At 51.6% G+C, this 25,368-nt stretch carries 17 protein-coding genes and 7 pseudogenes; 15 read left to right on the forward strand and 9 right to left on the reverse strand.

Annotated elements, in window-relative coordinates:
• Positions 1-296 precede the first annotated feature (296 nt).
• Positions 297-906: pseudogene (locus JNO11_RS22445) on the reverse strand (dTMP kinase).
• 437 nt (positions 907-1,343) lie between these two features.
• Here JNO11_RS22445 and JNO11_RS22450 point away from each other — a divergent pair.
• From JNO11_RS22450 to JNO11_RS22460, 3 genes and pseudogenes are all read left to right on the forward strand, one after another.
• A complete protein-coding gene (locus JNO11_RS22450) occupies positions 1,344-1,949 on the forward strand; it encodes an enhanced serine sensitivity protein SseB C-terminal domain-containing protein (protein ID WP_325177946.1) in 606 nt (201 codons plus the stop codon).
• Positions 1,939-2,133: an enhanced serine sensitivity protein SseB C-terminal domain-containing protein gene (locus JNO11_RS22455; RefSeq protein WP_325177947.1), complete on the forward strand. Its 195-nt coding sequence runs from the start codon at positions 1,939-1,941 to the stop codon at positions 2,131-2,133. Before JNO11_RS22450 ends, JNO11_RS22455 begins: the two co-directional genes overlap by 11 nt.
• Before the next feature lie 561 nt (positions 2,134-2,694).
• Positions 2,695-3,913: pseudogene (locus JNO11_RS22460) on the forward strand (cupin domain-containing protein).
• Positions 3,914-4,209: 296 nt separating this feature from the next.
• On the opposite strand, the gene JNO11_RS22465 reads toward JNO11_RS22460, so the two are convergent.
• Complete coding sequence (locus tag JNO11_RS22465; RefSeq protein WP_325177948.1) at positions 4,210-4,485, reverse strand: hypothetical protein; 276 nt, start codon at positions 4,483-4,485, stop codon at positions 4,210-4,212.
• A gap of 35 nt (positions 4,486-4,520) precedes the next feature.
• Here JNO11_RS22465 and JNO11_RS22470 point away from each other — a divergent pair, with 35 nt between their 5' ends.
• From JNO11_RS22470 to JNO11_RS22485, 4 genes are all read left to right on the forward strand, one after another.
• The gene (locus JNO11_RS22470; RefSeq protein WP_325177949.1) at positions 4,521-8,453 is read left to right on the forward strand and encodes a BapA prefix-like domain-containing protein; all 3,933 of its coding nucleotides are present in this window, start codon (positions 4,521-4,523) and stop codon (positions 8,451-8,453) included.
• Positions 8,434-8,646 carry a hypothetical protein gene (locus tag JNO11_RS22475; protein ID WP_325177950.1) on the forward strand — a complete coding sequence of 71 codons (213 nt, stop codon included), beginning with the start codon at positions 8,434-8,436 and terminating at the stop codon, positions 8,644-8,646. The genes JNO11_RS22470 and JNO11_RS22475 overlap by 20 nt, the downstream gene beginning before the upstream one ends.
• Positions 8,647-8,998: 352 nt before the next feature.
• Positions 8,999-9,346 (forward strand): cupin domain-containing protein, encoded by a 348-nt coding sequence (locus JNO11_RS22480; RefSeq protein WP_033761129.1) that lies wholly within the window; start codon positions 8,999-9,001, stop codon positions 9,344-9,346.
• A gap of 200 nt (positions 9,347-9,546) precedes the next feature.
• Positions 9,547-9,918, forward strand: a complete 372-nt coding sequence (locus JNO11_RS22485; RefSeq protein ID WP_325177951.1) for a hypothetical protein — start codon at positions 9,547-9,549, stop codon at positions 9,916-9,918.
• Between the two features lie 829 nt (positions 9,919-10,747).
• On the opposite strand, the gene JNO11_RS22490 is transcribed toward JNO11_RS22485, so the two are convergent.
• From JNO11_RS22490 to JNO11_RS22500, 3 genes are all read right to left on the reverse strand, one after another.
• Entirely contained in the window at positions 10,748-11,161 is a 414-nt protein-coding gene (locus JNO11_RS22490; RefSeq protein WP_325177952.1) for a hypothetical protein, read from the reverse strand.
• Between the two features lie 189 nt (positions 11,162-11,350).
• Positions 11,351-11,881 (reverse strand): GDYXXLXY domain-containing protein, encoded by a 531-nt coding sequence (locus JNO11_RS22495; protein WP_325178063.1) that lies wholly within the window; start codon positions 11,879-11,881, stop codon positions 11,351-11,353.
• The gene (locus JNO11_RS22500) at positions 11,874-14,081 is read right to left on the reverse strand and encodes a DUF2157 domain-containing protein (protein ID WP_325177953.1); all 2,208 of its coding nucleotides are present in this window, start codon (positions 14,079-14,081) and stop codon (positions 11,874-11,876) included. Before JNO11_RS22500 ends, JNO11_RS22495 begins: the two co-directional genes overlap by 8 nt.
• Before the next feature lie 237 nt (positions 14,082-14,318).
• On the opposite strand from JNO11_RS22500, the pseudogene JNO11_RS22505 reads away from it, so the two are divergent.
• Both JNO11_RS22505 and JNO11_RS22510 read left to right on the forward strand, forming a co-directional pair.
• Positions 14,319-14,411: pseudogene (locus JNO11_RS22505) on the forward strand (hypothetical protein); the annotation flags it as partial.
• Positions 14,404-14,559 (forward strand): hypothetical protein, encoded by a 156-nt coding sequence (locus JNO11_RS22510; protein ID WP_191920357.1) that lies wholly within the window; start codon positions 14,404-14,406, stop codon positions 14,557-14,559. The pseudogene JNO11_RS22505 and the gene JNO11_RS22510, both read left to right, overlap by 8 nt.
• Before the next feature lie 206 nt (positions 14,560-14,765).
• Here JNO11_RS22510 and JNO11_RS22515 read toward each other — a convergent pair whose 3' ends face one another.
• The 3 genes and pseudogenes from JNO11_RS22515 to JNO11_RS22525 form a co-directional block, all read right to left on the reverse strand.
• Positions 14,766-15,329: a TetR/AcrR family transcriptional regulator gene (locus JNO11_RS22515; RefSeq protein WP_033768693.1), complete on the reverse strand. Its 564-nt coding sequence runs from the start codon at positions 15,327-15,329 to the stop codon at positions 14,766-14,768.
• A 250-nt stretch (positions 15,330-15,579) separates the two neighbouring features.
• Complete coding sequence (locus JNO11_RS22520; RefSeq protein WP_061703343.1) at positions 15,580-16,281, reverse strand: glutathione S-transferase N-terminal domain-containing protein; 702 nt, start codon at positions 16,279-16,281, stop codon at positions 15,580-15,582.
• Positions 16,282-16,811: 530 nt separating this feature from the next.
• Positions 16,812-17,290 (reverse strand): annotated as a pseudogene (locus tag JNO11_RS22525) (helix-turn-helix domain-containing protein); the annotation flags it as partial.
• A gap of 236 nt (positions 17,291-17,526) precedes the next feature.
• On the opposite strand from JNO11_RS22525, the gene JNO11_RS22530 reads away from it, so the two are divergent.
• The 6 genes and pseudogenes from JNO11_RS22530 (at position 17,527) to JNO11_RS22555 (ending at position 24,070) form a co-directional block, all read left to right on the forward strand.
• On the forward strand, positions 17,527-19,230 hold the full coding sequence (locus tag JNO11_RS22530) for an ABC transporter substrate-binding protein (RefSeq protein WP_033780025.1): 1,704 nt from the start codon (positions 17,527-17,529) through the stop codon (positions 19,228-19,230).
• A gap of 44 nt (positions 19,231-19,274) precedes the next feature.
• Positions 19,275-20,234, forward strand: coding sequence for an ABC transporter permease (locus JNO11_RS22535; protein WP_033760938.1), 960 nt, complete (start codon positions 19,275-19,277; stop codon positions 20,232-20,234).
• Entirely contained in the window at positions 20,234-21,181 is a 948-nt protein-coding gene (gene opp4C / locus JNO11_RS22540; RefSeq protein ID WP_033780026.1) for an oligopeptide ABC transporter permease, read from the forward strand. Before JNO11_RS22535 ends, opp4C begins: the two co-directional genes overlap by 1 nt.
• On the forward strand, positions 21,178-22,158 hold the full coding sequence (locus JNO11_RS22545; RefSeq protein ID WP_325177954.1) for an ABC transporter ATP-binding protein: 981 nt from the start codon (positions 21,178-21,180) through the stop codon (positions 22,156-22,158). Before opp4C ends, JNO11_RS22545 begins: the two co-directional genes overlap by 4 nt.
• Positions 22,155-23,130, forward strand: a pseudogene (locus tag JNO11_RS22550) (oligopeptide/dipeptide ABC transporter ATP-binding protein). Before JNO11_RS22545 ends, JNO11_RS22550 begins: the two are co-directional and overlap by 4 nt.
• Positions 23,131-23,466: 336 nt before the next feature.
• Positions 23,467-24,070, forward strand: a pseudogene (locus JNO11_RS22555) (LysE family translocator).
• Positions 24,071-24,111: 41 nt separating this feature from the next.
• Here JNO11_RS22555 and JNO11_RS22560 read toward each other — a convergent pair.
• Positions 24,112-25,272: pseudogene (locus JNO11_RS22560) on the reverse strand (IS30 family transposase).
• Positions 25,273-25,368: the final 96 nt, after the last annotated feature.

Consider the following 25,368-nt stretch of genomic DNA (forward strand, 5'->3'; position numbering starts at 1 on the left):
TATAAGTTAAAGCGGGATATCTGTGCCAGCGGTAATCTGATTATTGTTGATTTCAGACAAGTAAAATTCAGGTGGATGATTTTTGAGTTAACAACCAAAGGTGGCACGAATTTTCGAAGAAGAGATGATAACGCGACTGTTATGTGTTTTATTTGCTGGTGTCAAAGACCGAAACCAGTGATATGCAAAGCGGTACTCATAAAGCGCGAGCATGGGAGAGCGAAACGGAACAGGTCGCGCTGTTAACTGGCAATTTCGAGTAGGAATCAGCCCCTGAAACGGATAACTGTAGGGCATCAAAGCGTTTTATAGATTTCAGCAATGACCTGCATCGTTGCCTCTTCTATGGTTCCTTCATTGCGACATAAAAACCAGCCGTGGTTAGTCATCTCCTGCTCGAACGCTCTGGTGCAAGCGACATGCTCTTCCAGCCTGTGAATCACTGTACTCCCCAGCCCACGCGATCGTGCCGCGGCTCGTTCCCATGAAACTTCAGGTGCCGTGACCACCCCGACATGCAGATCTGGCGCTCGCACATTGAGCTTAATGTTTCGCTGCAAAATCTCTGCAAAGGGCATCATCCGCCGAAATGCGGCATCAGACGGATACCAGCGATCCATCAGGATAATGCAGTTCCCGGGCTGTTTAGTGAGTACATTCTGTGAAATCCAGGCTCGGCTAACGGCAAAACGTTCACAAATTTCCCGCTCCAGTTCGACGGAGGGATTTCTGGCGAGCCTGTTAACCAGCGCCATTGTTTCCGACCTGAAGGGATCGCTTTTTTTGCTCGCTAAGTCGGATCACCTTCCTGTTATCTGCTCTTAGCACTTGCGTAATGGACTCCAGCAGGGTGGTTTTACCGGTTCCCTTGGGCCCATCCAGAGAAACAAACAGCTGACAACTCATGCCTGGAATGAGAAGTGAGGAAAGATTTTTGTGAATCGTGCATCCGGTAAAAACATCTTATTTTCCTGGTTTAATAGCTGAAGTTACATCGTTCTCTGTAGCAGTATGGCATGTCAGCGTGAGCATGATTTTAAACAAACACTGATAAACACGCTGGTAACGGTTCTGACTCACGAGTTTATAGAACAGGATGTTAGTCAGATAAGCTTAATAGTTGAGGCCTGTGCGGTGTAGTTTAAGGGAAGCGTCTGGAAAACGGAAAAGATCGTGCCTGTTCTGCCATTCACCCATTCAAACGCATGTCCTTAATCGCAATAACGAGCCCTCAAAGGCAATCCTCCGGTACGTGCAGGAATCTGGCGAGTAGAAATTATCTGTATTATGCTCATAAGCCCTTGTTAAATTGATCCTAATCCAATCCTGCCTAAGGTGGTTAAATGTCTGATGAAAAGGCAATCAAACTGGAGACTGCTTTAAAACTGGCGGCCGATCATCCAGCAGAACGACCTGAGTTTTACCGGGTACTGTTAGATTCATCGCTTTACGTCCTGGGTAGTTCCGGAGGGGCAACGGGTGATGGTGAGGTCGAACTAAAGGCGGGTGAGAATATCTCGATTCAGCACTGGGAAAAACCGGATGGAACGCCTGTCATTCCGGTATTCAGCTCGCTTGCCACCCTGCAGCGCGCCATCAGCCAGGAAAGTAAATACATGAAGTTGCCTGCCAGAGCCTTTTTTGAAATGACGCGGGGAGAGGGTGTGTTTCTTAATCCAGGGTCGGATTACGGAAAGGAGTTTGTGCCGGAAGAAATAGAAGCCATGCTGGCGGAAGGAACGGGTCGCCTGCCGCAGACCAGGGTGGTTGAGGAAGAAACACAGGTATTAGTGGGAGTACCTGCCGTTGTTCCGGACAGGCTTCTGAAAGAGTTATCTGCCTGGTTTGCAAAATGTCCCGGGGTCAGCCGTGCATTCCTGGTTTTAATGCACGACCCGTCAGTCGATGATAAACCGCATTATCTGGTGGGGGGTGGAAATGAGCGGTGATGTGCAAGAGGTGATGCGTGGTGCGGGTCTTGTCGCAGCGGATACCTCTCCGGATGGGGAGGCGGTGGATCTGATGCGCCTTGGCCAGAACGACAAAGGTCTGGACTCACATATCAGGTCGCAGTTTACGCCATTCTATGTTCGGAGCATGAAGCAAAAACTAAAGGGCATGTTTGGACGCTGAGCGCTGAACGGCTTCTGAATGTTGTCTTGTAACCAGCGTAGTAAATCGGGGGGTGACTTTGATCTCCGGTTTCAACAGTGCCGGTGATAGTGACTGAAATACGTGATCCAGGGCGGATTTATCTATGTCCGCTATGAGTGAGAAGGGGACTTTATGCTTCGGGCTTAATCAGGCGTAACAGAGCGGCCCTGCACATGCGCCTCGTCTATCTAAGTACGTGCGTGAAAGCTCACGCATCAAAGGCTCAGGCCTCGTTAAACCCCTCAATTCGTAAAAATTCTTATCAGCAGTTACCGATCACCGGGTAAATGAAAATCAAAAAGACCCACATTAATTGACGATTAGTGCGCTTAAGCACAGGATAATCCCTTTATAACTATACGGTGATTAAACAACATTAATCTTTCTTAATACATTCAAGTATCTTTACTATTTGCGTGAAAATTGCACTCTTTCCACAGTGTTACAAAGTTGTTTTTCCCTCCGCATTCAGCCCGTTTATAACTTTATGGCGGTAACAAAAATAATACCGTTTATAAAAGATTCTTAAGAGGGATGAATATGAAAACACTGACAAGAAGACATTTTATGGCTTTTGCTGCAGGAGGAACGGTCGCGCTTGCGGCGGGTCAGGCCATGGCACATGACAACGGCGTAAAGACGTTTCCGGCAGGGAGCGGAGGACGAGATCCCGGACCACATGATCCTATTCGTGAGGCTGAAAGTCCGGACATCGTAAATCCGCCCGTTACCGACAGCGGAACGCTGCCAAACCTTCACTTTTCTTTCAGTGATGCGCACGTACGCAAGGGAAGCGGTGGCTGGACGCGTCAGGTGACGCAGCGGGAGCTGGGCATATCTACGACGATTGCGGGTGTGGACATGCGCCTCAATGCCGGAGGTATTCGCGAACTGCACTGGCATAAAGAGGGGGGAGTGGGCTTACATGACTTATGGCAACGCGCGGATTACCGCTTTTGACGCCAGCGGAGGATGGTTTGTTGATGATATCGCTGCAGGTGACCTATGGTATTTTCCGCCCGGTATTCCCCATTCGATTCAGGGTCTCGGTCCCGACGGCTGTGAATTTTTACTGGCTTTTGACGACGGAAATTTTGATGAGGATAGCACTTTTCTGCTGTCAGACTGGTTCAGGCATATTCCCCCGGAAATTCTCGCCAAAAACTTCAGGGTTCCGGTATCTTCATTTTCTCACCTGCCTTCACCTGATGATGAGTACATTTTTGCCGGCAACGTTCCGGGCAGCCTGGAATCAGACAGTATAAAAGGCGGGGTGAAGTCGAAAATCCGCTTTACCCACAAGATGCTGGCTCAGGATCCGGTACGCGCGCCGGGAGGAACCGTCAGGATTACGGATTCATCCAATTTTCCGGTTTCAAAAACGATTGCTGCCGCACTGGTAGAAATTGAGCCAGGCGGACTGCGCGAGCTGCACTGGCATCCTAACAATGATGAATGGCAGTATTACCTTGAAGGAGAGGGACGGATGGGGGTCTTTGCATCATCCGGTCAGGCAAGGACTTTTGACTACCGCGCCGGCGATGTGGGATATGTTCCTTTTGCTATGGGACACTACATCGAAAACACCGGTAAGGGACCACTGCGTTTTCTTGAGCTTTTTAAAAGTGATTACTATGCCGATATTTCGCTTAACCAGTGGCTCGCCAGTACACCACCTGAACTTGTCCGGCAACACCTGCATCTGGATGAAGAGTTTATGAACATGCTTTCACTTAAAAAGAACCCGGTGGTGAAGTAACTGGTTCAGTCGTTACCTGATTAATAAGGATTGACGCTGACTTATTCCTGTTTAAATTAAAGTGTCCGCTTTTAGCATAAAGCGGACACGTATATCGGTAATGCAATTTCCCACCTGCCACTTAAAATGGTGCAATAGCATCATCATTGCTCTTACAGGGATGGGGAAGTCGTTACTAAACTGAGACAGCAGGGCAGTTAAATCATCAGGAAGCATCTGCTATTAACAGGGGACATTTCCAGATTTTACCTGGTAGCCAGACATGAAAACGAAGTTTAGCTTATGTCTATCCAGCATCAACTATTCACTTTTCCTGACGATACGTCGTTGAAGTCAGTAAAGGTTAATTGAGCCGATGCCCGGACTCTTGCAAAGAATGGTACTTTTTTATTTTGCCAGCAGAAATAATCTGTTTTCAAAAACGAATATTTAATCTGGCTGTGGTTATGCCCTTTATTGTTGCTACGAATTGCGTTTAATGCGTTGAGTGCCGGCTCTGCCTCAGCACCTTTATTGGCGCTGGCCGTTGCGTGCCTGAAATAAGTAAAGCGTCGCTTTATTTCCAACGGCATTGCCTACTTAATAACTGGTATATAAGGAGATTTCCATGGCATTTTCAGGAACGGGCCGCGCCACGGTCATATCGCTGAAAAGCGGTCACCCATTGTCTCAGTCCACTGAAGGAAAATCACAATCTATTCTGAGCGAACCCGCTCTTATCACGCTGCAAAGCTCACCTTCTCAGATTTCTTCTTTTCAGAAACAGGGTGACGATCTCATTCTTAACCTGCACGAGAGCGATACGCTTCGCTATCAGAATTTCTTTACTGAGGTTGCAGGCCAGCAGAGTAAAATGCTTTTCCAGCAGGGAAGTTTATTTCAGGAGGCACAGTTCAGCACAGACGTTTCCGGCGATGCTCAGACTGTCACCACGCTGACACCTGTCTGGCAATCTCCAGCTTCTGCAACATCTCCAATGCCATTCCCTGCGAGTCCAGAGTCAGATCCCGCGTTATCAGTCGTAGAGTCTTCCCAAAGCAAGATTCTGATCCCGTCAGGCACGCCGTTAAACGGAGCAGCTGTCGCCCTGAGGGCGACGACCAGCGAAGCCGATTCAACCTTAACGCTTACGCCCCAGGTTGAGTCAGCAACAGCTTCAGATGCCCCCGCCACCTCCGACGCTATGAAGGCCAGCGCCATTCCATTACCGGCGCTGACTCTTGATCCGGTTACCGGCGACAATGCGGTCAGTTACCAGGAGGGGATATACGGCATTATCTTCACCGGCTCCGCCGCCCATCTCCCCTCCGGCACGCCGGTTGAACTGACCCTTGACGGCAGAACCTGGCAGGGCAGCGTCTACCAGGATCAGTGGCAGGTTCAGCTCTCTGACAGCGACGTGAAAACTATCAAGGACGGCAACCACACCATTCAGGTCAGTGCAACGGATCTGAATGGAAACAGTACCAGCCTCAGCCAGAATCTGCTGCTGATTACCCACTACAACAGCAGCAACCCAAAAGTCACCGTTAACGACATCACACTGGCGGATGCGGTCCAGCATGACGGTCAGACCTGGTACGTTATCAGCGGCACGCTTGAAGCGCCGCTGCCGCTTAAGACTTTTGCGGTGCAGGTTTCTGATACCTTCCACTGGAATTATGCCGTGGTAGAGGCAGATGGCAGCTGGCGCGCGGAAATCAGCGCGTCGGAGCTTTCCCAGGGCGGCAACTTCCTGTCGTTTGGCGTGCTGGATGGTGCCGAAAACTGGTTTGAGCAGAGTGGCAATGTCACAGCCGACCTTATTACGCCCGTTGAAGGCGGCAATGGGGTTCCGCCGGTTATCGATGACAATCCAACGGATGGTGGCAATACGCCACCCGCCGATGGTGGCACGCCGATTCCGCCTGTCAGCACGCCCCCTTCTTTAACCATTAACAGTTTTACTGGTGACGGCGTGTTAAGCGCTGAGGAAAAGCTCTCCCCACAGACGTTCAGCGGCACCACAGCGAACCTCGCCGCAGAGAGCACGCTGACCATAATGCTGAACGGTCAGACCTATACCACAACCCTGGCCGCTGACGGCAGCTGGAGTGTTACCCTGCCGTCTGCCGATCTGCAGGTGCTGCCGGTAGGGTCTAACCACATCAGCGTAACCTTTGAAAACAGCGTTGGCGGTACGACCACCGCAAACAAAGTCATTACCGTAGAGGCGTCAGCACCGCCATCAGACGCTATCCCGCCACAGCCGACTATAGACACGCCGTTTGTCGACGGGTTTATGAACGCACATGAACGCTTCGAGCCTGTTACGCTGAGCGGCTCCACTGGTGTGACCGGGGCGGGCCAGAAGATCGATCTGATCGTAGATGGTGTTCACTATGCGGGCGCTGTGGACAGTCTGGGCAACTGGCTTGTCTCACTCTCCACCGGGCAGCTGATGGAAGCAGATTTAGCCGAGGGGAGTCATTCCGTTACGCTAACCGCCACCGATCGCTGGGGCCAGTCCGGTATCACGGAGACGACGTTTATTACCGATACGCAGGATCCTCTTGTCACGATTAATACCCTGGCAGGGGACGGGGTGATCGACAGTCATGAAATCAGCAGCCCGCTGGTGATCTCCGGCAGAGGCGAAGCCGGCAGCACGATTGAGGTTAGTTTTGGGGCCTCCCACTGGAGCGGCATCGTCGATCAAAATGGCCAGTGGCAGTTCTCAGTTCCCGCGGAAACGCTGCAGGGAATGGAGGAAGGGAGCTACCGTGCCATTGCTGAAACAACCGACGAAGCGGGCAACAAAGGTTATGCCTCAGCAGGTGTGCAAATCTTCGCTACTGAGGCGTTGCCGCAGCTGACCCTTGATCCGATCACCGGCGACAATGCGGTCAGTTACCAGGAGGGGATATACGGCATTATCTTCACCGGTACCGCCGCTCATCTTCCCTCCGGCACGCCGGTTGAACTGACCCTTGACGGCAGAACCTGGCAGGGCAGTGTCTATCAGAATCAGTGGCAGGTTCAGCTCTCTGACAGCGACGTGAAAACTATCAAGGACGGCAACCACACCATTCAGGTCAGCGCAACGGATCTGAATGGAAACAGTACCAGCCTCAGCCAGAATCTGCTGCTGATTACCCACTACAACAGCAGCAACCCGAAAGTCACCGTTAACGACATTACGCTGGCGGATGCGGTACAGCATGACGGTCAGACCTGGTACGTTATCAGCGGCACGCTTGAAGCGCCGCTGCCGCTTAAGACTTTTGCGGTGCAGGTTTCTGATACCTTCCACTGGAATTATGCCGTGGTAGAGGCAGATGGCAGCTGGCGCGCGGAAATCAGCGCGTCGGAGCTTTCCCAGGGCGGCAACTTCCTGTCGTTTGGCGTGCTGGATGGCGCCGGAAACTGGTTTGAACAGAGTGGTTACGTCACAGCGGATCTGACTTCTCCGGTCAGTGATAACAGCGGCGATCCGTTGCCACCGGTCACCCCCGATAATCCCACCGATGGAAGCAATACTACGCCAGTGGTCGATATTCCAGGTCAGCCTGCACCTGAAATTGATACGCCATTTGGTGACGGCTGGCTGAACCGTGCGGAGAAAAAAGAGGGCTCGATGCTGACCGGCACAACGGGCGTCACCGGCAGCGGTCAGACGGTATCGGTGATTATTGGTGGTAAACATCACAATGCGGCAGTAAGCGACGATGGTCACTGGAGCCTGCCACTGGCGCCGGGGACGATGAAAACAGGTTTCGGCAAGGGGCAGCATGACATTGTCGTGACTGCTAGCGACGCGGCTGGCCATACGGCTACGATAACGACCAGCTATCAGGTGGATGTCTGCGCACCCAAAATCGCTTTTACTCACCTCACAGAGGGGCAGCAAATCAACCTTGCCTCCAGCCATGATCAGCATGTATCAGGTACGGGTGAAGCCGGTGATATTGTTACTGTCAGGCTTGGCGACCACCAGTGGCAAACCAGTGTGACCAGCAAAGGCACGTGGGCCGTGCAGCTTGAAACGCTGGACGCACTCACGCCTGAACCGGGCGAGCACAGGATAACCGCAACTATTCGTGATGCTGCCGGAAACGTTAACCACGTTTCGCAAAACGTCGAGCTTTATATGGCCGAGCCGCAACCGAAGCTGAGTATTGCAACCGCAGCGCAGGACAACCTGATCAATGCCACAACTGTGATCAGCAGCAACACAGAAGATGGCAGCAATTCGGAAAGCCATAGTGCTATCACACTGGAGCACGCGTCTCTTCATCCTGATATGGCTGACAATCTCCATCTCTCTGAAACAGTAAACATTGAAACGCTCTCGCTTTTATATTCAAATCTGCACACCAGCCTGAACGGTGCTGCCGATGACGATTCGTTTCAGCTGAATGGTGCGCATGAGGCGTTTGATTTTGCCACGCTTGGGCTGAGATCAGGCAACGCTGAGGTCATTAATCTGGGCGCTTTCAGCAGTAATAGCGTCAATCTGGGGCAAAAAAGAGCCGTTGCCAATGAACGACAATGCGAGTGAGGCGCCGACGATAAAAGACGCGGACGGCAATGTGGTTACGCTAAGTAACATTGAAGGCGGCGTCTGGAGCGAGGATGGGCAGCGTATTAGTAACGTTCAGCAGTACGACCTGTATCACAATGCCTCTGCCAGCCATGAAGGTTCGCTGGCTGATATCCTGATGCAACATAATCTTCACTTACAACTGGCTTAAATCAGATGGCCGGGGCGGATTTTCTTCCCTGGCCATTTTCCGCAATTAAGATTGCCAGTGAAGCGCATACGAGTGCCCAGCGTAGCTATTCTCTAATGGCGTGCGAACCTACGCTGCTGGTATAGGGAAGACTGACGTCAGGCTAATTTCCGCTATGAGCGAAAAGCGGACATTATGGCCAGATAAAATTCTGCTATCCCAATACATTGATAACTACCAGATATGTTGAACGATGCAGTTCAGATCTTTAGGTAAATAATCAAAAGCATAACCTGTTGAGAATCGATACTATATCTCGGTATCACTTTCTTAAGATGTTGATAGATGGGCGCGTGTAAACAGGAGAAGGATGATGATTTCAAAGGAAAATGCAGAGCATTATTTCTGGGGCGACAATTGCGATGGTTGGTATCTGGTAAACCGTCAGGATATGCTGGTTATTCATGAGAAAATGCCTGCCGGCACTTCTGAAAAGCGACACTTTCACTCCGTTTCCAGACAATTTTTCTTTGTTCTCGATGGTGTTCTTTCAATGGAACTGGAGGGTAAGATGCATAATATTAAAGCCCTGCAGGGGCTAGAAATTCCACCGGGGTCAAAGCATCAAGCCAGAAACGACACTGAGTTTCCTGTAGAATTTATTGTAATTTCGCACCCAACGACGCGAGGAGATCGTTCTGACCTTCCTTCATCCTGCTGACGAATTATGAACACCGCTATGGCTTGTCTTAAGGTAAGGACTGCGCGCCAGATGTTAACTTAACTGAGTATTTGCAACGCCTGCTTCAGGCACAAACCTGACCTGCATTCCGGTAGGTCCGCTATGAGCGAAAAGCGGAACATTAAAAATAATGACATTATTCAGACCCCATATCCGCAGTTGACTAAAGTGAAAATAAAATGAACAAAAGCAGTCTTAAAGCGTTTTCCCTGTTACGTGTTCTGACGTTGACGTGTGTGCCCATGTTTTTACTGGGTTGCGCCAGTGCACTTTGCCCTTTTGGCACCACCGAAGGCACGATTCCGGACTTGAAAAATAGTTACTGGAGATCTACTGAAAAAAATCCGGCTAAGACTAATGAACAAGTCCTGGAGGAATGCACCCATGCTGCCGATGCTGAGGAGCAACGCCTTTCGCAGATCTATATGCAGATGTGTAAAACCGGACGTTTAACCGCAGAAAATCAACGATTTGCACAGAAATTACTCGGCAATCCAGTCTATTCTGGCCTGGAACCAGTAAAAGCCGTCCCCCCAGCATCAATCAGATGATTCAGTTGAAGCTCAGCTGAAATGGTCGATGTCTTATAGCGATAATCCTCAGGAGTTCAAAGAAAATTGTGGCTCTTACATTGAAAATAACGCAGCGGAGCGGTCCAGCACCATGCTGGGTTTGCAGGCGGGCCGTTACAAAGAGCAGGTTTTTAAACAGTGCATGGCAGAAAACCATATGGCGCTCATTGTACCAAGGACTGAATTCAGTCAGTGCAAGTTGATAGGGTGGTAATTTACTGGACGAGTAAAAGTAATTATGAGTACGCTCTTTGCATCTGTGGCACGGAAGATACTATAGGTTTAATTTATACTATTATCTTCTGGGGTTTTTTAACGGAAAAGCCGATGTAAATGGGGTGAATAGAAAAGCGCTATCTTTATTCAGTGGCAAAATACTCCTCAAGTTGGGAATGGTGTCATCTTTTTTACAGTCCGAAGTGATAAGTCGCTTCTCAAATATGGCTTCACCAGACATGTTTATGTTTGCGTCATCCGAGCGTATTTATCTGTATACTTACAGTAAATTTTACGAAGTGGCTGAAGGGGAGTCAGGATTACAAAAGAAATTTGTCGAGATGGATAAACAGTATTTCGAGCAGAATCCATGATTATCTGGCAGGCAAAATGTGATCACGTGCTGTCACGTAAACATTATCTAATTAACATCCAGGTGAGTCTGTAATTGAAACTGCTCTCAGGGGGGGGGGAACATCCGTATTCCGACACTCTGGACTCACCTGTTTCTATATGTCTGGCTGAAAAGTGATACCATTAGCTCTTTTCATTAACGGTCCTTCTGCCCAGTTGCTGATTGATATGATACGCATTAATCCCAGTAAACCAGATAAGCAAGTGCGGCAGCTGAACAGAAAGCATAGGGGCTTAAAAGCAAAATATCCGAATAAGGCGTTTCACATATTCTGATAACAGGCCATGCCAGTACAACCAGCCACATGAAGAGCGCAGAGCACACGATAAAAAAGCTCCCCTTAAGGGCAGCGTCAGGATAAAATCGCTTTGAAATCATCGCTAATGGCATGCCGATTAACATTGAGGCCATCGTGGTGCCAATAATACTCACCATAACAATGAAAAAATAAGTAAAAATTAAACCCACTACGGGTGTACTGCTTTTTCCCAAGGAAAGATAGGTTAAAACCAGTAATGAACCCACGACACTACTAAATAGTGCTGATATCACAGATATCCTAATCCAGTTGTCGTCAATAATGTTCGGCATAATTTTCTCTATGTCTGAGCAGCTATATTGATGTAGCTTACTCGCTTAAATTTTCGGCACGAGGCTTGATCGCAAAACAGGCTTCCGGCACAGCATCCTTTTGCTGACCTGTGACGGGCATCCGGCAATAAGGACATTAAGGCCGCCTGTCAGGGTATTTAGCGCCAGGCCAGTGAGCGTCTCGCATCCTTAAGGCTGAATCGCTTTACCCTGCTCATCAAGCAGATCCGTCAGGAGTGCTGTGCCATCGCTTCCCACCCGAAATGCCCCATAACGTGCCTGCGCGAATCTGTCGGCATGACCTTCCTGAAAGAAATAAGCGTTGGTGCCGACGGTCAGCGAGCCATAATGTTGATGGTATTTTACCCGCAGCTGATTCGGCTGCAGAGGTTCACCCTGATCAAAACGGGCCTGAGTCGCATGACGCTGCGCATCGAGGTCAACAATCAGGGTTCCGCTGGTGGGCAGGCATGGCGCTGACAGGGTCGCGCCACAGGACTCAGCCTGTTGATACAACGCCAGTTCCAGTGGGCGGGTGAGGGCATAATTCAGCGCCATGTAATCACCCTGCATCAGGGATCGCGGGTCAACCGGGGCAAGAGGTAAAATCATGACCGCGCCTTGCTTCAGCAACTGCTCTTTTTGCCAGATACTGACATTGACGGCTATCAGCGCCAGCGCTATCACAGCGCCAGCCAGCCATCGGCTCTGTTTATGCATTTTCACTGGCACCTCCGATTTGTGCAGGTAATACTTTTTTGACTCCCCATGCCAGCCCCAGTAAAACCAGACCGCTGACCAGCAGCAGCAGGGATTTCTGCAGCAGAATTACCTCCAGGAAGTAATACCAGCCAATGACATACAGCACCATGAAACCGCCACTGGCCACCAGCAACCCCAGACTTCCCTGATAACGTGCCATCAGAATTAACCACAATCCCAGCCCTATACCTGGTGCATAGAGGGCGGCAGCCCCGCAGATAAGTGCAGCGGGCAGAGTGATAATCGAAAACAGCGACTTGCTGTGTCTTTTCTGACTGAGTGCACTCAGCACTAAGCCAGCCGCGATCCCTGTGCCTGTCCCAGACTGCAGCGTGGAAAATTGCGATGCTGACCAGAGGAAATCCGTGAGATAAGCCGCGTTTATCCCAAGGAAACTCAGCAACATCAGACCACACGGGATGCCATGCTGCAGAGGATGTACCGCGTCAGCATACGGCCCTGCCTGTAACCTCAACTGATGACTGACAGTCCACATCCACAAAAATATAACCGCCGCCACCAGTACGGACACAGCAAGTCGTGCAGCCATCGGAGACAGGCAGATCCGGGCCAGAGAGTAGCCCGCCAGCACCAGGAAAAAGGTCAGGGCAGTGATGGCCATAAACCGATAAGTGCGGTCGGGCATCGCCATCGCCATTGCGGCCAGAATCGGCAAGGCAGTCAGTGAACTCAGCATAATAAAGCTGGCATCATTGCTCTGGATTTGCAGCAGAACGCCAGTTATCAGCCCGCACGTTGCCGCAATCGCCCATGCCAGCCCGAGGTGATGTTTACCGTCACGCTGACTGCTTAACAGGCCACGCGCAATGGAGGCAAGCAGCAGCGAAGGAATAATAAGGGTGGCAGCATTCGGGTCTTCCAGCAGATCAGTGGCATAGAGCATCAGTATCATCAGTAACAGAATGATGATCGCTGCCACCCAGCCTCCGACGCTTAGCGCCAGCCTGAGATACCAGGGCAGGTCGGATGCGTGACCGCGTTGCTTAATTTCCTCAACCTGCGAGGCGCTCAGCAAACCCTGCTGACGCAAAGTGTCTGTCAGTAAGGTCAGCCTGGCCGGAACCAGATCGATTGGCCCCTTTTCAACCAGTTTGCGTTGCCACTTCAGCAGAATTGAACCATTTACCGCCACCCAGAATGCCAACAGGATGCCAGTCAAAAACAGATCACCCGTATCGTAGGCTAAAAGAAATAACTGCATAATTAGCGCACAGCCAACCACGGCCAGGCTGGCGATGCCCAGCGTCAGCATGCAGAGATCCGGATAGCGGTAACGGTACAGGTAATAACCTGCCAGCAGGGTGATCACCCAACCGCCCGTGATATTAGGAAGGTGGTCACCGCCACCCCAGTCAGAGAGGTTCCCGGCCACAATGGCGGTTAGCTGAAGCAGTAAAAATCCCGCCATGACTCGCGAGAACCAGCGGCTTGCCAGCCAGCTCTCGGGATGATGCGTTATCGCGCGCCACGCCAGCGCTTCCCTGACAATCAGGCAGGCTGCCAGCAACGCCAGATATGCGTAGAGCACAGTGGTCGGGAGCCTGGCTAAACTGTCAGACGCGGCGAGATCCAGCAGTGACGACGGCAGGGTGTTGTAATAGAGCTGGAACGCCAGGTTAGCGACCAGCCAGCTGCAAAACCACAGGCTGTTTTGCCGGGCAATCAGCGCCAGCGGCAGAAGAACGTATAACCAGGCCCGGAATAGCTCCCAGCTGTCAGCACCGGTCTGATAGATCTGTCCATACAGCGCAAAAAGGGCACCGAAGCTTAGCCCTGTCGCCAGTAATGCGTTGCGTGCCAGCGTGCTGTACCAGCGCCACCAGACAATCACCGCTAGCGCGACGATCAACAGCTCAGCCAGGGCAAATTTCGCCATTTTCGGCAGCCAGGCCCAGTTCCAGGCAATAAAGAACACCGCTCCGGCAACCAGAGACAGTAATCCCAGACAGGAAAGAACCGGGATAAGAAACTGACGCCACTGAGCATCTGACGGTCTGATTCCACAGAAAGCAAAGATACGCTGGCAGGTTTCCGGGGTCAGGCTTCCTCCTTTCAGCAGGCGTGCAATCTGGCGACAAAGATACTCTGCCGTCCGTGACGGCATCCCGGTGATGCCATCGGGTGCAAGCTCCCTCATTCTTTCCCTGCCTCTGTTAGCGGTATGACTTTGATGATGAAGTTAACGGCTGTTCTTCCCTGCGTTCAATCCGCGTGTCGGTCAGTGACGCTCTGCTAAGCGGCCGATAATTTTGCTGAACAAATGTAAACATCTTTTCCTGGATATAACAGCGTAAATCAAAGGCGAGGGGGGGGAACTCTGCGCAATCTGCCGCATTATTGTGATCAAGTAGTGTCGCGGCCGTATTTGTGCTGCATGAACATGACATCCGCCCCCGATGAACGCGATCCCCGTAGCCAGGCTTTACTGCTGTACTCTCAGGGGTACCGCATCACCCGCATTGCTGAAAGGTAAGAAGCGTAAAGATTATCGGGTGACCGAGCAGGGGACGCTTACGGTTGATGATAAGCTGATTGCCACGACTATTGGCCTGAAGCCGCTAAAGAAACCGCAGTCGGACAGCAAATTGTGGATTGTTAGCTGCCTGAACCGCTGAAATAAACGCTTTCCTGAACCGAGGTTTCACTCCTTTATCGCAGGTGATGATGAGACACGGCGTAATACTTTTACCCTGGCCCGTCGCGCATTGATTCAAAGGGGTGAGTTCCTGAGTGGAAAAGCACATACGCTACCGGACGCCGCGCCGCATTGGGCGCGCGTGCAGAAAACCGCCCATTCATTGAATCGGATTGCGTGCAGTTGCTATGCTGGCAGAGGTCCGAAGGCGCGGTATGAATCCACCAGTGAATCAAAAAGCGAGATATCTGAGCGACTTCTGGCGATAAGCTGGGCACCAGCAATGGCCGTGAAAATTGCACGTGCTCTGGATTCACTCTCACCTGAATCGCACACCTTCGCAGCCACCAGCAGTCTGTTCAGCCATGCAATGTTCACATCAGCAAACTTCTGTATTTCTGCATTCATTTCAGGAGGTAAGGTATCTTTTTCAGCGCCCATGAAACTGCCCAGGCAGAGACGATTTTCGGCCTCAAGTGATCTTCGGAAGATTTCAGGAAAGCGACGCAGCGCGTCAATGGGTGATGGGCTTTCTGATTCGATCATCTCGAGTGCGAGCGCACCGTCCTCCCAGTATCGTCTGGCAACGGCAATACCCAACTCGGCTTTGCCTGGAAAATAGTAGTAAATACTCGCCGCTTTGATACCCACATCCTGCGCGAGGTCGCGGAAATTCAAACCGTTATAGCCCTGAGATTGGGCAATTTTCCTGGCCGCCTGCAAAATGGCTTCCCTGGTGTTGACGCTCATCTTGATGCCTTTGGTATTGGGATGATCTCTTAAATAGAGAACGCTAATTTACAGCAAACGCTTACCGGGTGACAGGGTGATTGCCATGGAAAACAGTAAGTTCAATGCATCCAGGGTGCTCAGGCAGACGTCATTCCATCATGGTTTAGCAAGTAACATCAACAGCCGACGCAATCATAAGCACTCTGGTCACCGGGAAAGTCAGTAGATAACGAACCCGGCGTACCGGAGTTTACATCGAGTGGTGCTATTACCGGGCTGGCGAATCCAGCTCAGGAATGCCGCTGTTGCGATCGGCGTAGGCCGCCTGGAAGGCAGGACGTTTTGTCCAGCGCTGCCAGTAGGCATCTAAGAACTCAAAACGCTCGTCCAGTGGAGTGGCATTGACCGGGAATTTCGAGAAGGCGATCGCGGTCGCCAGAGTAATATCCGAGAAGGTCGGCGCATCGCCGCCGAGCAGCCATTCGCGGCCGTCTGACAGATGGCGATTAACCAGCGCGGCGTGAGCCAAAGCTTCTTTACGGCAGTGTTCTCCCCAGGCCTCATTTTTGGTCAATTCCAGCCTGAAGCCGAGGCCGGTGTGCAACACGTGGAACGCTGTAACGATGCGGTACAGGATATGCACCCACACCCGGTTATCCCACATATTATCCAGCCCCTGTTCCAGTGCTGTTTCTCCCATAATCTTGCGGCCCGGATACTCCTGATCAAGATAGCGAACGATGGCAGCCGTTTCAGAAATATAACTCCCGTCAGCCAGTTGAAGGGTAGGCGTTTCGCCCCACGGATTCATATTCAAATGTCGCCAGCCACGCTGCTCTCCTCCAGGGGACATGTCATAGATGGTCTCGGCAAACTGGTCAGCGATGCCTTTTTCGTGCATGAAAAGCCGCAGGCGCTGTGGATTAGGAAAGGCCGAAGGTGATGTAAAAAGCTGAAGTTTAGCAGTCATGGTCGATCCTACAGGTTGATGGTTGGGATGTCTAACTAACGTTAGGTAGGCAAACATTAGCGGGCAAATCAACACATGTCAACATCTGTCTAACACTTGTTAGGTTAATTTTTTGGTGACCTTCATGCTTGATACGATATTTCAGCGGAGGCATAGCTGAAGGAGGGGGGACAATGACGCCCGAGGGTTGAAAAATGCAAATGAGTGGAGAGGCTCGATTCAAACGGGTTTTCAGGTGAGTTACATATTGGCAATTGCTGCCGACTGGTTGCTGGCCAACAGGAAGAGCCGGCTGATAGTCCGGAAGCGCAAGGGCCACGGGGTGAGGTAGTAGCGGTCAGATCAGCCCATGAAGCCGACTGGTGTCGGCATCATTACTGGTCACAAAAATGAGCGGCCGCTGTGAGCGAGGAGCGGACGTGGGGATTTCAAATACCTTAAAACTGCATGTAAAAAGTAACAGGATCGGAAAAAGACTGTTTCATACAGCAAGCATTCTGTATTGACTCACTTAACTCTGATTTCTTTCATGTTTGTCGGGAATGACTATTTTCACCTGTGACAATCCTGGCGTTAAGTAAACGCTGGATATCGTGAAATTCCGTCTCTGACATTCGGTGATCGGTAAACTCCAGCAGGCACACTCCCTCCTGCTCTTTGGCACAGACAAACATAGGCCCAGTGTAGTGGTTAACCGGTGAATGACTATAATCTGAGTGGGAGCTGCGCCAGTGAGCCGCTTGTAGATGTAACCAAAGCCGCTCAGGGATTCGTAGCCATTGTCCAGTGCTACGTCAGTCGCCGCACGTCCGCTTTTCAGTTCCTGCAGGGCAATATTTACCCGCTGCATTCGCTGGAAGGCCTGAAAAGTGATGCCGTGATGTTGCAGGAACCATCGCCGCATCCGCTCCGGGCTGATTCCATGCTGACGAAGATCCGCGTCGGATATACGGGATTTGATATCGCGCCTGACAAGCGCAAGCGCCTGTTCGACAAACAATGGCGCGCTGTGCCGTGGTTTTTCACATTATTGATTGTCAAACCCCTTACGATATCAGAACTCTTCGACTGCCCCGCGTAATGTCTCATCTTCTTTAGATGAAATTAAGCATTGCTTTCTCATAAATCTACTAATGATAATTTGCTATAAGCCAGATTGTTTCGTTGTTAGACAGGGTGCGGTGCGGCTTTTATCTTTCGTCATGATTTGTAAATTCCACACAAACATTTGATGAGGGAGCCATTTTGTCCATCCTACTGAAAAGCATAAAAACAAAACCCACGCGTTTTACTCTGGCGCTTAAAATCGCGTTACTCAGCAGTATGGTGGCTTTCTCTTCAGCCTCTTTCGCCGATGTACCCTTAAAAGAGGGCATTACACCAGCCACCGATGCCAGCCAGATTCCGGCAGTGGCTAAGCTGCGTAAAGACACTGTGGTGGCTGGTATCTCTGAACCGCAGGGTATTTTTAACCCTTATTTCTTTGTTAACGGCTGGGACGAAAACGTCACCAACGTGATTTTCTCACGTCTGATTGACTGGGATAGCCACGGTAAGCTGGTGCCAGGCCTGGCCGAAAGCTGGAGCGTTAGTCAGGATAACAATGTCTATACCATTAAGCTGCGCCCACACCTGACTTTCAGCGACGGCTCGCCCCTCACCGCCGAAGATGTGGCGTTTACCCTGACCGTGCTGCATGACCCGAAATATGATGGCGATACTGACATCACCCTCGCCAACATTGTGGGCGGCGCGGAGTATAAAGCCGGAAAAGCTGATAGCGTCAGTGGCCTGAAAGTGATCGACCCGCTGACATTACAGGTCACCACCGGGCAGCCTGGCGCGACAACGCTGGCGAAAATTGGCGGCCCGGTGTTGTCGAAAGCGTATTATGGGAAAGGGTATCAGCGCGGCAATCTCGACTATCTGCGCATGTTGCACGGTAAACCGCTGGGCAACGGACCGTATGTCTATGACAAATATATTCCGGGCCAGGAGATTCGTTTCCACGCCAATACCCATTTTTACCGTGGCACACCACCGACGCCGCGCTTTATCTACCGCGTAACCAACCCGTCCACTAACTTCCAGTTGTTCCAGACCGGCGAAACCGATTACGACTCGTTTACTTCTCGCCCTGATGATATCGAACAACTGAAAATGCTGGGCTTCGCCAATATCAACCTGTTTGGCTCCAGTGACTACAGCAAAGTGGAATTCAACGTACGTCGCCCGGCGTTGCAGGACGTGAAAGTGCGACAGGCGCTGATTTATGGTCTCGACCGCCAGAAGTTGATTGATGTGGTTTATCAGGGCTATGGAAAAGTGGCAATTGAACCTATTGCCCCGATTTCATGGGCGTATAACACAGATGGCGTGAATCCATACAAATTTGACCCGGCACAGGCGAAGAAACTTCTTGATGAAGCGGGCTGGAAACCGGGGCCTGATGGAATCCGCGTGAAGGACGGTAAACGTCTGGAGTTGACGCTGCTGGTGAGCAAGAAAGTGCTGAATGATGCGCTGATCCCCATCGCCAAAGAGAACTGGCAGCAGATTGGCGTGCTGTTGAAGCCGCAGGTGGTGGATTTCAACGCCCTCATGGCACAGCGTAAAGCCGGTAACTATGACCTGGCCTCTTTCAGCACCAGCACACTCAACGATCCACATGATGGCGTGTGGGATTACTACAGCACGGAAGCGAAAGAGTCCGGCTATAACAATCCGCAGGTTGATAAGCTGATCAACGAAGGTAATGCTGTGCTGGATGTGGAAAAACGCAAACCAATTTATCACCAGCTGTATAAAGTGCTGGCGGACGATCCGCCGGTGATTCTGCTGGGTAACCGCGAGATTTTATCGGCCAGTAGTGCCCGCGTCACCGGCTTTAAACCAGATATCTACAACGGGCTGACCGGTAGCCTGCCGGATGTGAAAATCATTAAATAACAGTAACAACTGCCGGGTCTCCCGGCAGTTGTCATGAGAAAGCTATGCGAAATTTTATCCTCAGGCGACTGCTGCAAACCCTGCCAATGCTGCTGCTCGCATCACTGATTATTTTTATGCTTTTCGCGAAAACGCCAGGCGACTTTATCGACGGTAACATTACCCTCACCGCTGCCCGCGCCGCCGAACTGAAAGCTATTTATGGACTCGATCAACCGATCCTTACCCGCTATCTGCATTGGCTCGGCCAGTTGCTGCGCGGCGATTTGGGGTTCTCGCTGCAATACCAAATTCCGGTGAGTCAGCTACTTAACCAGTACATCTGGAACTCTTTCCTGCTGGCAAGCGTTGCGCTGGTGTTTTACTGGAGCATCGGGCTTGCGGTGGGCATTGCCTCGGCGCTGAAACCCAATTCGCTGTTCGATCATCTGGTGAGCGTGTCGGTGTTTGCTGCCATGTCTTTCCCGACCTTCTTTCTCTGCCTGTTGCTTATTAAGTGGTTCGCAGTCGATCTGCACTGGTTGCCAGTGGGCGGCATGACCAACACCGGCAGCGACGATAACGGCTGGGTGTGGGTGATGCAGGTTGCGGCGCATCTGGTGTTACCGGTCATGGCGCTGGTGATGTTGCAGGCGGGCAGCCTGACGCGCTATTTCCGTGCCAGCATGCTTGACGTAGTCAAGATGGATTTTATCCGCACCGCGCGTGCTAAAGGGTTGCGCGAACGTACAGTGATCCTTAAACACGCGCTGCGCAATGCGTTGCTGCCAATCATCACCCTGTTAGGTTTTGAGCTGCCGGGGTTGTTTTCCGGCGCGATCATCACCGAAAAGGTGTTTAACTGGCCGGGCGCAGGGCATATTCATATTGATTCTCTGGCCGCCCGCGATTATCCGGTGCTGATGGGGTTCACCCTGTTTCTTGCGGTATTAACCATTGTGGGCAACCTGATTGCCGATATATTGTACGCGTGGGCCGACCCGCGCATTCGCGTGAGGTCGTGATGTTCGGTTCCCTTTTCTCTACGAATCGCCGCTTACGCAAGGCGGTAATTCCGGCGATGGCGCAGGCCACACCTTCTCCGTGGCACCAGGCGTGGAAAGCGCTGCGCCACAATCATCTGTCGATGCTGTGCCTGGTTCTGCTGGTAATCATGACCATCTGGTGCGTGCTGGGCCCGGTGTGGTCGCCGTGGAAAGATGACGCCACCGATGCGCTGATGATCAACAAACCGCCTGGCGCAGAACACTGGCTGGGCACCGATTTTCTTGGCCGCGATATTTATACCCGCCTGCTGCTTGCCGGTCGTATCTCGCTGATTATTGGCCTGATGACCATGCTACTTTCGGTGGCTCTGGGCTACCTGCTGGGTGCGGTATCCGGCTATGCCGGCGGCTGGACGGACAAACTGATTATGCGCATGGCGGATCTGGTGATGACGATCCCCAGCCTGCCGCTGCTGATTGTTGCCGGAGCGATGTTGTCTGAGCTCGATTTTTCGTCTGATTCGCGCATCTACATGGTAGTAGTGATGCTTAGCTTGCTGGAGTGGCCGAAGCTGGCGCGGCTGGTGCGCGGGCAAATCCTGTCACTGCGCGAACGCGATTTTATGCTGGCGACGCAGGTCCTGGGCCTCTCTTCGCGCCGCCGCCTGTTCGGTCATCTGTTGCCGAACACCATACCCATTCTGGTGGTGATGGCGACCATGGCGGTGGCCAACGCCATCCTGATGGAATCCGCGCTTAGCTACCTCGGCCTTGGCGTCGTACCGCCAACGCCCTCATGGGGCAATATGATGGACGCGGCCAACAGCCTGATCGACTTTCAGCGTCGCCCATGGCTGTGGATGCCGCCGGGCATTGCCATTTTTCTGACCGTCATCGCCATTAATGTGCTGGGCGATGGCCTGCGCGATGCGCTGGATCCGAAGATGAAACGGAGCCTGAAATGAGCGAGCCGCTAATTACCTTTAATAACTTATCCATCTCCTTCGCCAGCGAGCAGGGGCGTGTGCGCGCTGTACAGGATGTCTCCTTTACCATTCAGGCAGGGCAAACCATTGGCGTTGTTGGTGAATCTGGCTGCGGCAAAAGCGTTACCGCCATGTCGCTGATGGGACTGTTACCGCCGCAGGTTGCGCGTATCGACGGCGGAGAAATCCGCTTTGAGGGCACCGATCTGCTTGCTCTGAAGCCGTCGAAAATGGCCGATCTGCGTGGTAATCAATTAGCGATGATCTTTCAGGAGCCGATGACAGCGCTCAATCCGGTGCTGACCATTGGCGAGCAGCTTTGTGAACCGCTGATACGCCATCGCGGCGAAACACCAAAAGCGGCCTGGACGCACGCCACGCAACTGATCACCGATGTCGGACTCGGGCGTGCGGAGAGTCTGATGGGTTGCTATCCGCATCAGCTTTCCGGCGGCATGTTGCAGCGCATCATGATTGCCATGGCGTTAAGCTGCCAGCCGAAGCTGCTGATTGCCGACGAGCCAACCACGGCGCTGGATGTCACCGTGCAGGCGCAAATCCTGCGCTTACTGCGCGACCAGGCGCGGGCGCAGCAGATGGCGCTGATGCTGATCACTCACGATTTGGGGGTTATCGCGCAGATGGCGGAACATGTCGTGGTGATGTACGCCGGGCGCATCGTTGAGCAAGGCCCGACTGCCGATGTGCTACACAACCCACTGCACCCTTATACCAAAGGGCTTATCGCATCGCGCCCTGTTCCGGGCGAGCGCCGACGCCGCCTCTACTCCATTCCCGGACAGGTGCCTGACCTGGCCGAACTGCCGCCGTACTGCGCGTTCTATGATCGCTGCGAACGCAGAACCGCGCAGTGCCACACGGTCATTCCGCCGCTGATCGGGCATACGCGGCAAGCCGCATGTATTCACAGTGAGTTAGCGGAGCCGATCGCATGAGCCAGCAATATGTTATTGAAGTGGACGAGTTGAAAAAGCATTTCTCGCTACGCGACGGGCTTTTTGGTCAGGAAACAGGACAGCTACGCGCTGTGGACGGCGTCAGTTTTAACATTCGACCTGGCACTATTTTTGGCCTGGTGGGCGAATCCGGTAGCGGTAAAACCACCGTAGGACGCACGCTGCTGGGGCTTTATGACAAAACGGCAGGTAGCGTGAAGTATCGTGGTCAGGAGTTGCAGGATCTGACGCCGAAACAGATGCGCGCGCTGCGCCCGAAAATCCAGTTGGTATTTCAGGATCCTTACAGCTCGCTGAATCCACGCATTCGAATAGGTGATGCAATTGGGGAAGCAATGCTGGAACACACGCTGTGCAGCAAAGAAGAACTGCGCGACAAAGTGCTGGAGGTAATGAAAATCTGTGGACTGGCGCCGCAGCATTACAATCGCTTTCCCCATGAGTTTTCCGGCGGCCAGCGCCAGCGTATCGGCATCGCCAGAGCGCTGATTCTCAACCCGGATTTTATTATTGCCGACGAACCCATCTCGGCGCTGGATGTCTCTATTCAGGCGCAAATCATTAACCTGTTTTCCGATTTGCGTGATGACCATGGCGTCACCTTCCTGTTCATCTCTCACGATCTCGGTGTCGTGGAGCATTTGTGTGATGACGTGGCAGTTATGTATCTGGGGAAACTGGTGGAAACTGCCAGCCGCGATGCGCTGTTCAGCCAGCCGCTTCACCCCTACACCCAGGCGCTGCTGGCGGCGGTGCCGACGCTTGCCCCTGGAAGCTTATCCGTGCCGGTGGTGCAGGGGGGAAATTCCGGATCCTTCGCGCCCGCCCTCTGGCTGTCGCTTCTCTTCCCGCTGCCCGCAGGCAACAGTACGCTGCCGCACAGAAATTCCAGAACTGCGCGAAATGCGCCCCGGCCATCAGGTGGCGTGCCACTGGGTGCAGCTGACGTAATAAAAAAGAGAGGATTCATTCTCCCTGGTTGATGGAGTCTGACGTTCAATGATGTAAAAACCACGCCTGTCAGTATCAGAAATTAATCCTGATACGACCCTGTCTGAAAAGGTCATAAAAACCTATCTGACCTGCTCCCAGCAAACTGACATAGCAATGTAAGCAAGTTCCGCTTCTGGTACAAAACTTCCTGCTGAAAAGCGCGGATGACCGCTATGAGCGAAGAGCGGACCTTTTTTTGGCAAAGATTTATATATTCCAATTGCTTTAAATATCACTTTCTGGCGAAGCGCCTTAATGGAAATCAAGTAGAGCATCAATTAATATCCAAAACCTATGGAAATAAACCTTTATGGCTTTATGCCAGCACTACTCCCTGTTGCACTGTCCCCCGGAGCAAGCTTCACTCTTGTTATGAATGGAGCTCTGGCTGGCGGTTACAAAGGACTATTCAGAACGCTTGCCGGAACAGCCTTGGGTATATACACACATGCGGTTCTCATAGGGCTAGGTATAACCGCTGTGATCATCTCGTCTCCAGCAACTTTTGCGGTGTTGAAAGTTTTCGGAACCGCCTATCTGCTCTGGTTAGGAGCAATGCTCATCCGCAGCGGGATAAGGTCAAATGCCAGCGGGCTTGCTGTTACGAAACATTCGGTGACTTTAAGAGAGGCCTGTATAGCTAATATTTTGAATCCTAAAGCCATCATTTTTTATCTGACAGTCGTTTCGCAGTTCGCAGGGATACAGGGAGGCGTCTACAACTATCTGACATTGGCAACAGTACATGTCGTGGTCATGAGCGTTTGGCTTTTCGCTGTCAGTCAAACACTTATATTTTCAGTAAAAAAAAACAAATCCATTAATGCTCAAAAAATACGTCAACATTGCCGGCGGGGTGTTGCTCATTGCTTTTACTCTGCACAGCCTGACCCAGTAACTCATTACCTTTAGCAAAAATGTCCGCTTCTGGCTGTGAGTTCAACTGATAGATGCAACACATTGGTTAAAACGCTCTGCGGGTGATTCATAGTCTAGCGTTTTTCTTGGCCTCTCGTTGAGCTGCCTGGCAACACTGTCTAGTCTTTGCTGGCTGTGAACCGATAAGTCAGTTCCTTTTGGAAAATACTGCCTAAGCAATCTGTTTGTATTTTCATTGGAGCCGCGTTGCCAGGGGGGATTGAGGATCGCAGAAGTAAACCTGGATATCTGTGGCTACAGTAAACCGGGTGTGGCTGGTCATTTCAGCGCCCCGGTCCCATGTTAATGTTTTATAAAGCTCAGCAGGTAATTCCCGGGCTTGTTTGATAAGTGCAGATATAACCGTTATGGTCTTGTTGTCCCTGATCCTGGCCAGCATAACAAAACGGGAATGACGTTCTACGAGGGTGACGATATAGGAGTTTTTAGAGCCCTGGATCAGGTCACCTTCCCAGTGACCGGGTATGGCTCTGTCAGCGGCTTCAGGTGGTCTTTCGCTGATAGAGATCGTATCCCGGATTGACCCTAATCCTTTCCCTTTAAGCGATGATGTTCTGGATCTACGCACGACTCTTCCGCTTCTGAGGCATTGCTGCAGTTCTTTTTTTAATGCACCCCGGGTTTGTATAAAAAGCGTTTATATATCGTTTCGTGTGACACATGCATTTCCTGATTATCCGGATAACAGCGTTTCAGCCAACCGGCGATTTGTTCCGGCGACCAGTCCTGATGCATCTTCTCTGCGATGATTTTACACAGTGTGGGTCTTTCAATTAGCTTGCAAGGTTTTGGTCTCAGAGCATTTTCCCACGCAGCAGTATCCGCTTTTGATGCACGGTATTGATTTGCACCACCGTGCCTCTTTATCTCCCGGCTAATCGTTGAGGGGGGCTCTCGATAGTTTGTTTGCGATCGCCCTGATGCTGATTTTGCTATCAGCGCTCTGGATATTTCCTCTCTTTCATCAAGTGAAAGCGCTAACGGATGCCGCTTTCGGACAGGGGGGCGGTATCCATCAGTCTGGTGGATAGTGGGCATAATAGAAGAATGATATCTGTCGAACATTCTGGCGATATCATGCAGGGAATCACCTTGCTTATATCTGTCCCAGATAATCGCCTTCTGCTCTGGCGTGTAGTTAATCCGAGTTCTTCGTTTCATGGAAACGCCCCCCCTTGATTAAGGATAGCGTTGCATCGACCCGTTGAACTCACAGCGAACAGCAGACTTTGACTGATGACTACTCAGTGAATTCAT

Origin of the sequence: Pantoea sp. 1B4, from assembly GCF_016925765.1 — a bacterium.
In the GTDB taxonomy this organism is placed as follows: domain Bacteria; phylum Pseudomonadota; class Gammaproteobacteria; order Enterobacterales; family Enterobacteriaceae; genus Pantoea; species Pantoea agglomerans.

Bases quoted from the DNA above. Each gene is read 5' to 3' on its own strand.
- JNO11_RS22450 (WP_325177946.1), top strand. From the start codon at position 1,344: ATGTCTGATGAAAAGGCAATCAAACTGGAGACTGCTTTAAAACTGGCG.
- JNO11_RS22455 (WP_325177947.1), top strand. From the start codon at position 1,939: ATGAGCGGTGATGTGCAAGAGGTGATGCGTGGTGCGGGTCTTGTCGCA.
- JNO11_RS22465 (WP_325177948.1), bottom strand. From the start codon at position 4,485: ATGCCGTTGGAAATAAAGCGACGCTTTACTTATTTCAGGCACGCAACG.
- JNO11_RS22470 (WP_325177949.1), top strand. From the start codon at position 4,521: ATGGCATTTTCAGGAACGGGCCGCGCCACGGTCATATCGCTGAAAAGC.
- JNO11_RS22475 (WP_325177950.1), top strand. From the start codon at position 8,434: ATGAACGACAATGCGAGTGAGGCGCCGACGATAAAAGACGCGGACGGC.
- JNO11_RS22480 (WP_033761129.1), top strand. From the start codon at position 8,999: ATGATTTCAAAGGAAAATGCAGAGCATTATTTCTGGGGCGACAATTGC.
- JNO11_RS22485 (WP_325177951.1), top strand. From the start codon at position 9,547: ATGAACAAAAGCAGTCTTAAAGCGTTTTCCCTGTTACGTGTTCTGACG.
- JNO11_RS22490 (WP_325177952.1), bottom strand. From the start codon at position 11,161: ATGCCGAACATTATTGACGACAACTGGATTAGGATATCTGTGATATCA.
- JNO11_RS22495 (WP_325178063.1), bottom strand. From the start codon at position 11,881: ATGCATAAACAGAGCCGATGGCTGGCTGGCGCTGTGATAGCGCTGGCG.
- JNO11_RS22500 (WP_325177953.1), bottom strand. From the start codon at position 14,081: ATGAGGGAGCTTGCACCCGATGGCATCACCGGGATGCCGTCACGGACG.
- JNO11_RS22515 (WP_033768693.1), bottom strand. From the start codon at position 15,329: ATGAGCGTCAACACCAGGGAAGCCATTTTGCAGGCGGCCAGGAAAATT.
- JNO11_RS22520 (WP_061703343.1), bottom strand. From the start codon at position 16,281: ATGACTGCTAAACTTCAGCTTTTTACATCACCTTCGGCCTTTCCTAAT.
- JNO11_RS22535 (WP_033760938.1), top strand. From the start codon at position 19,275: ATGCGAAATTTTATCCTCAGGCGACTGCTGCAAACCCTGCCAATGCTG.
- opp4C (WP_033780026.1), top strand. From the start codon at position 20,234: ATGTTCGGTTCCCTTTTCTCTACGAATCGCCGCTTACGCAAGGCGGTA.
- JNO11_RS22545 (WP_325177954.1), top strand. From the start codon at position 21,178: ATGAGCGAGCCGCTAATTACCTTTAATAACTTATCCATCTCCTTCGCC.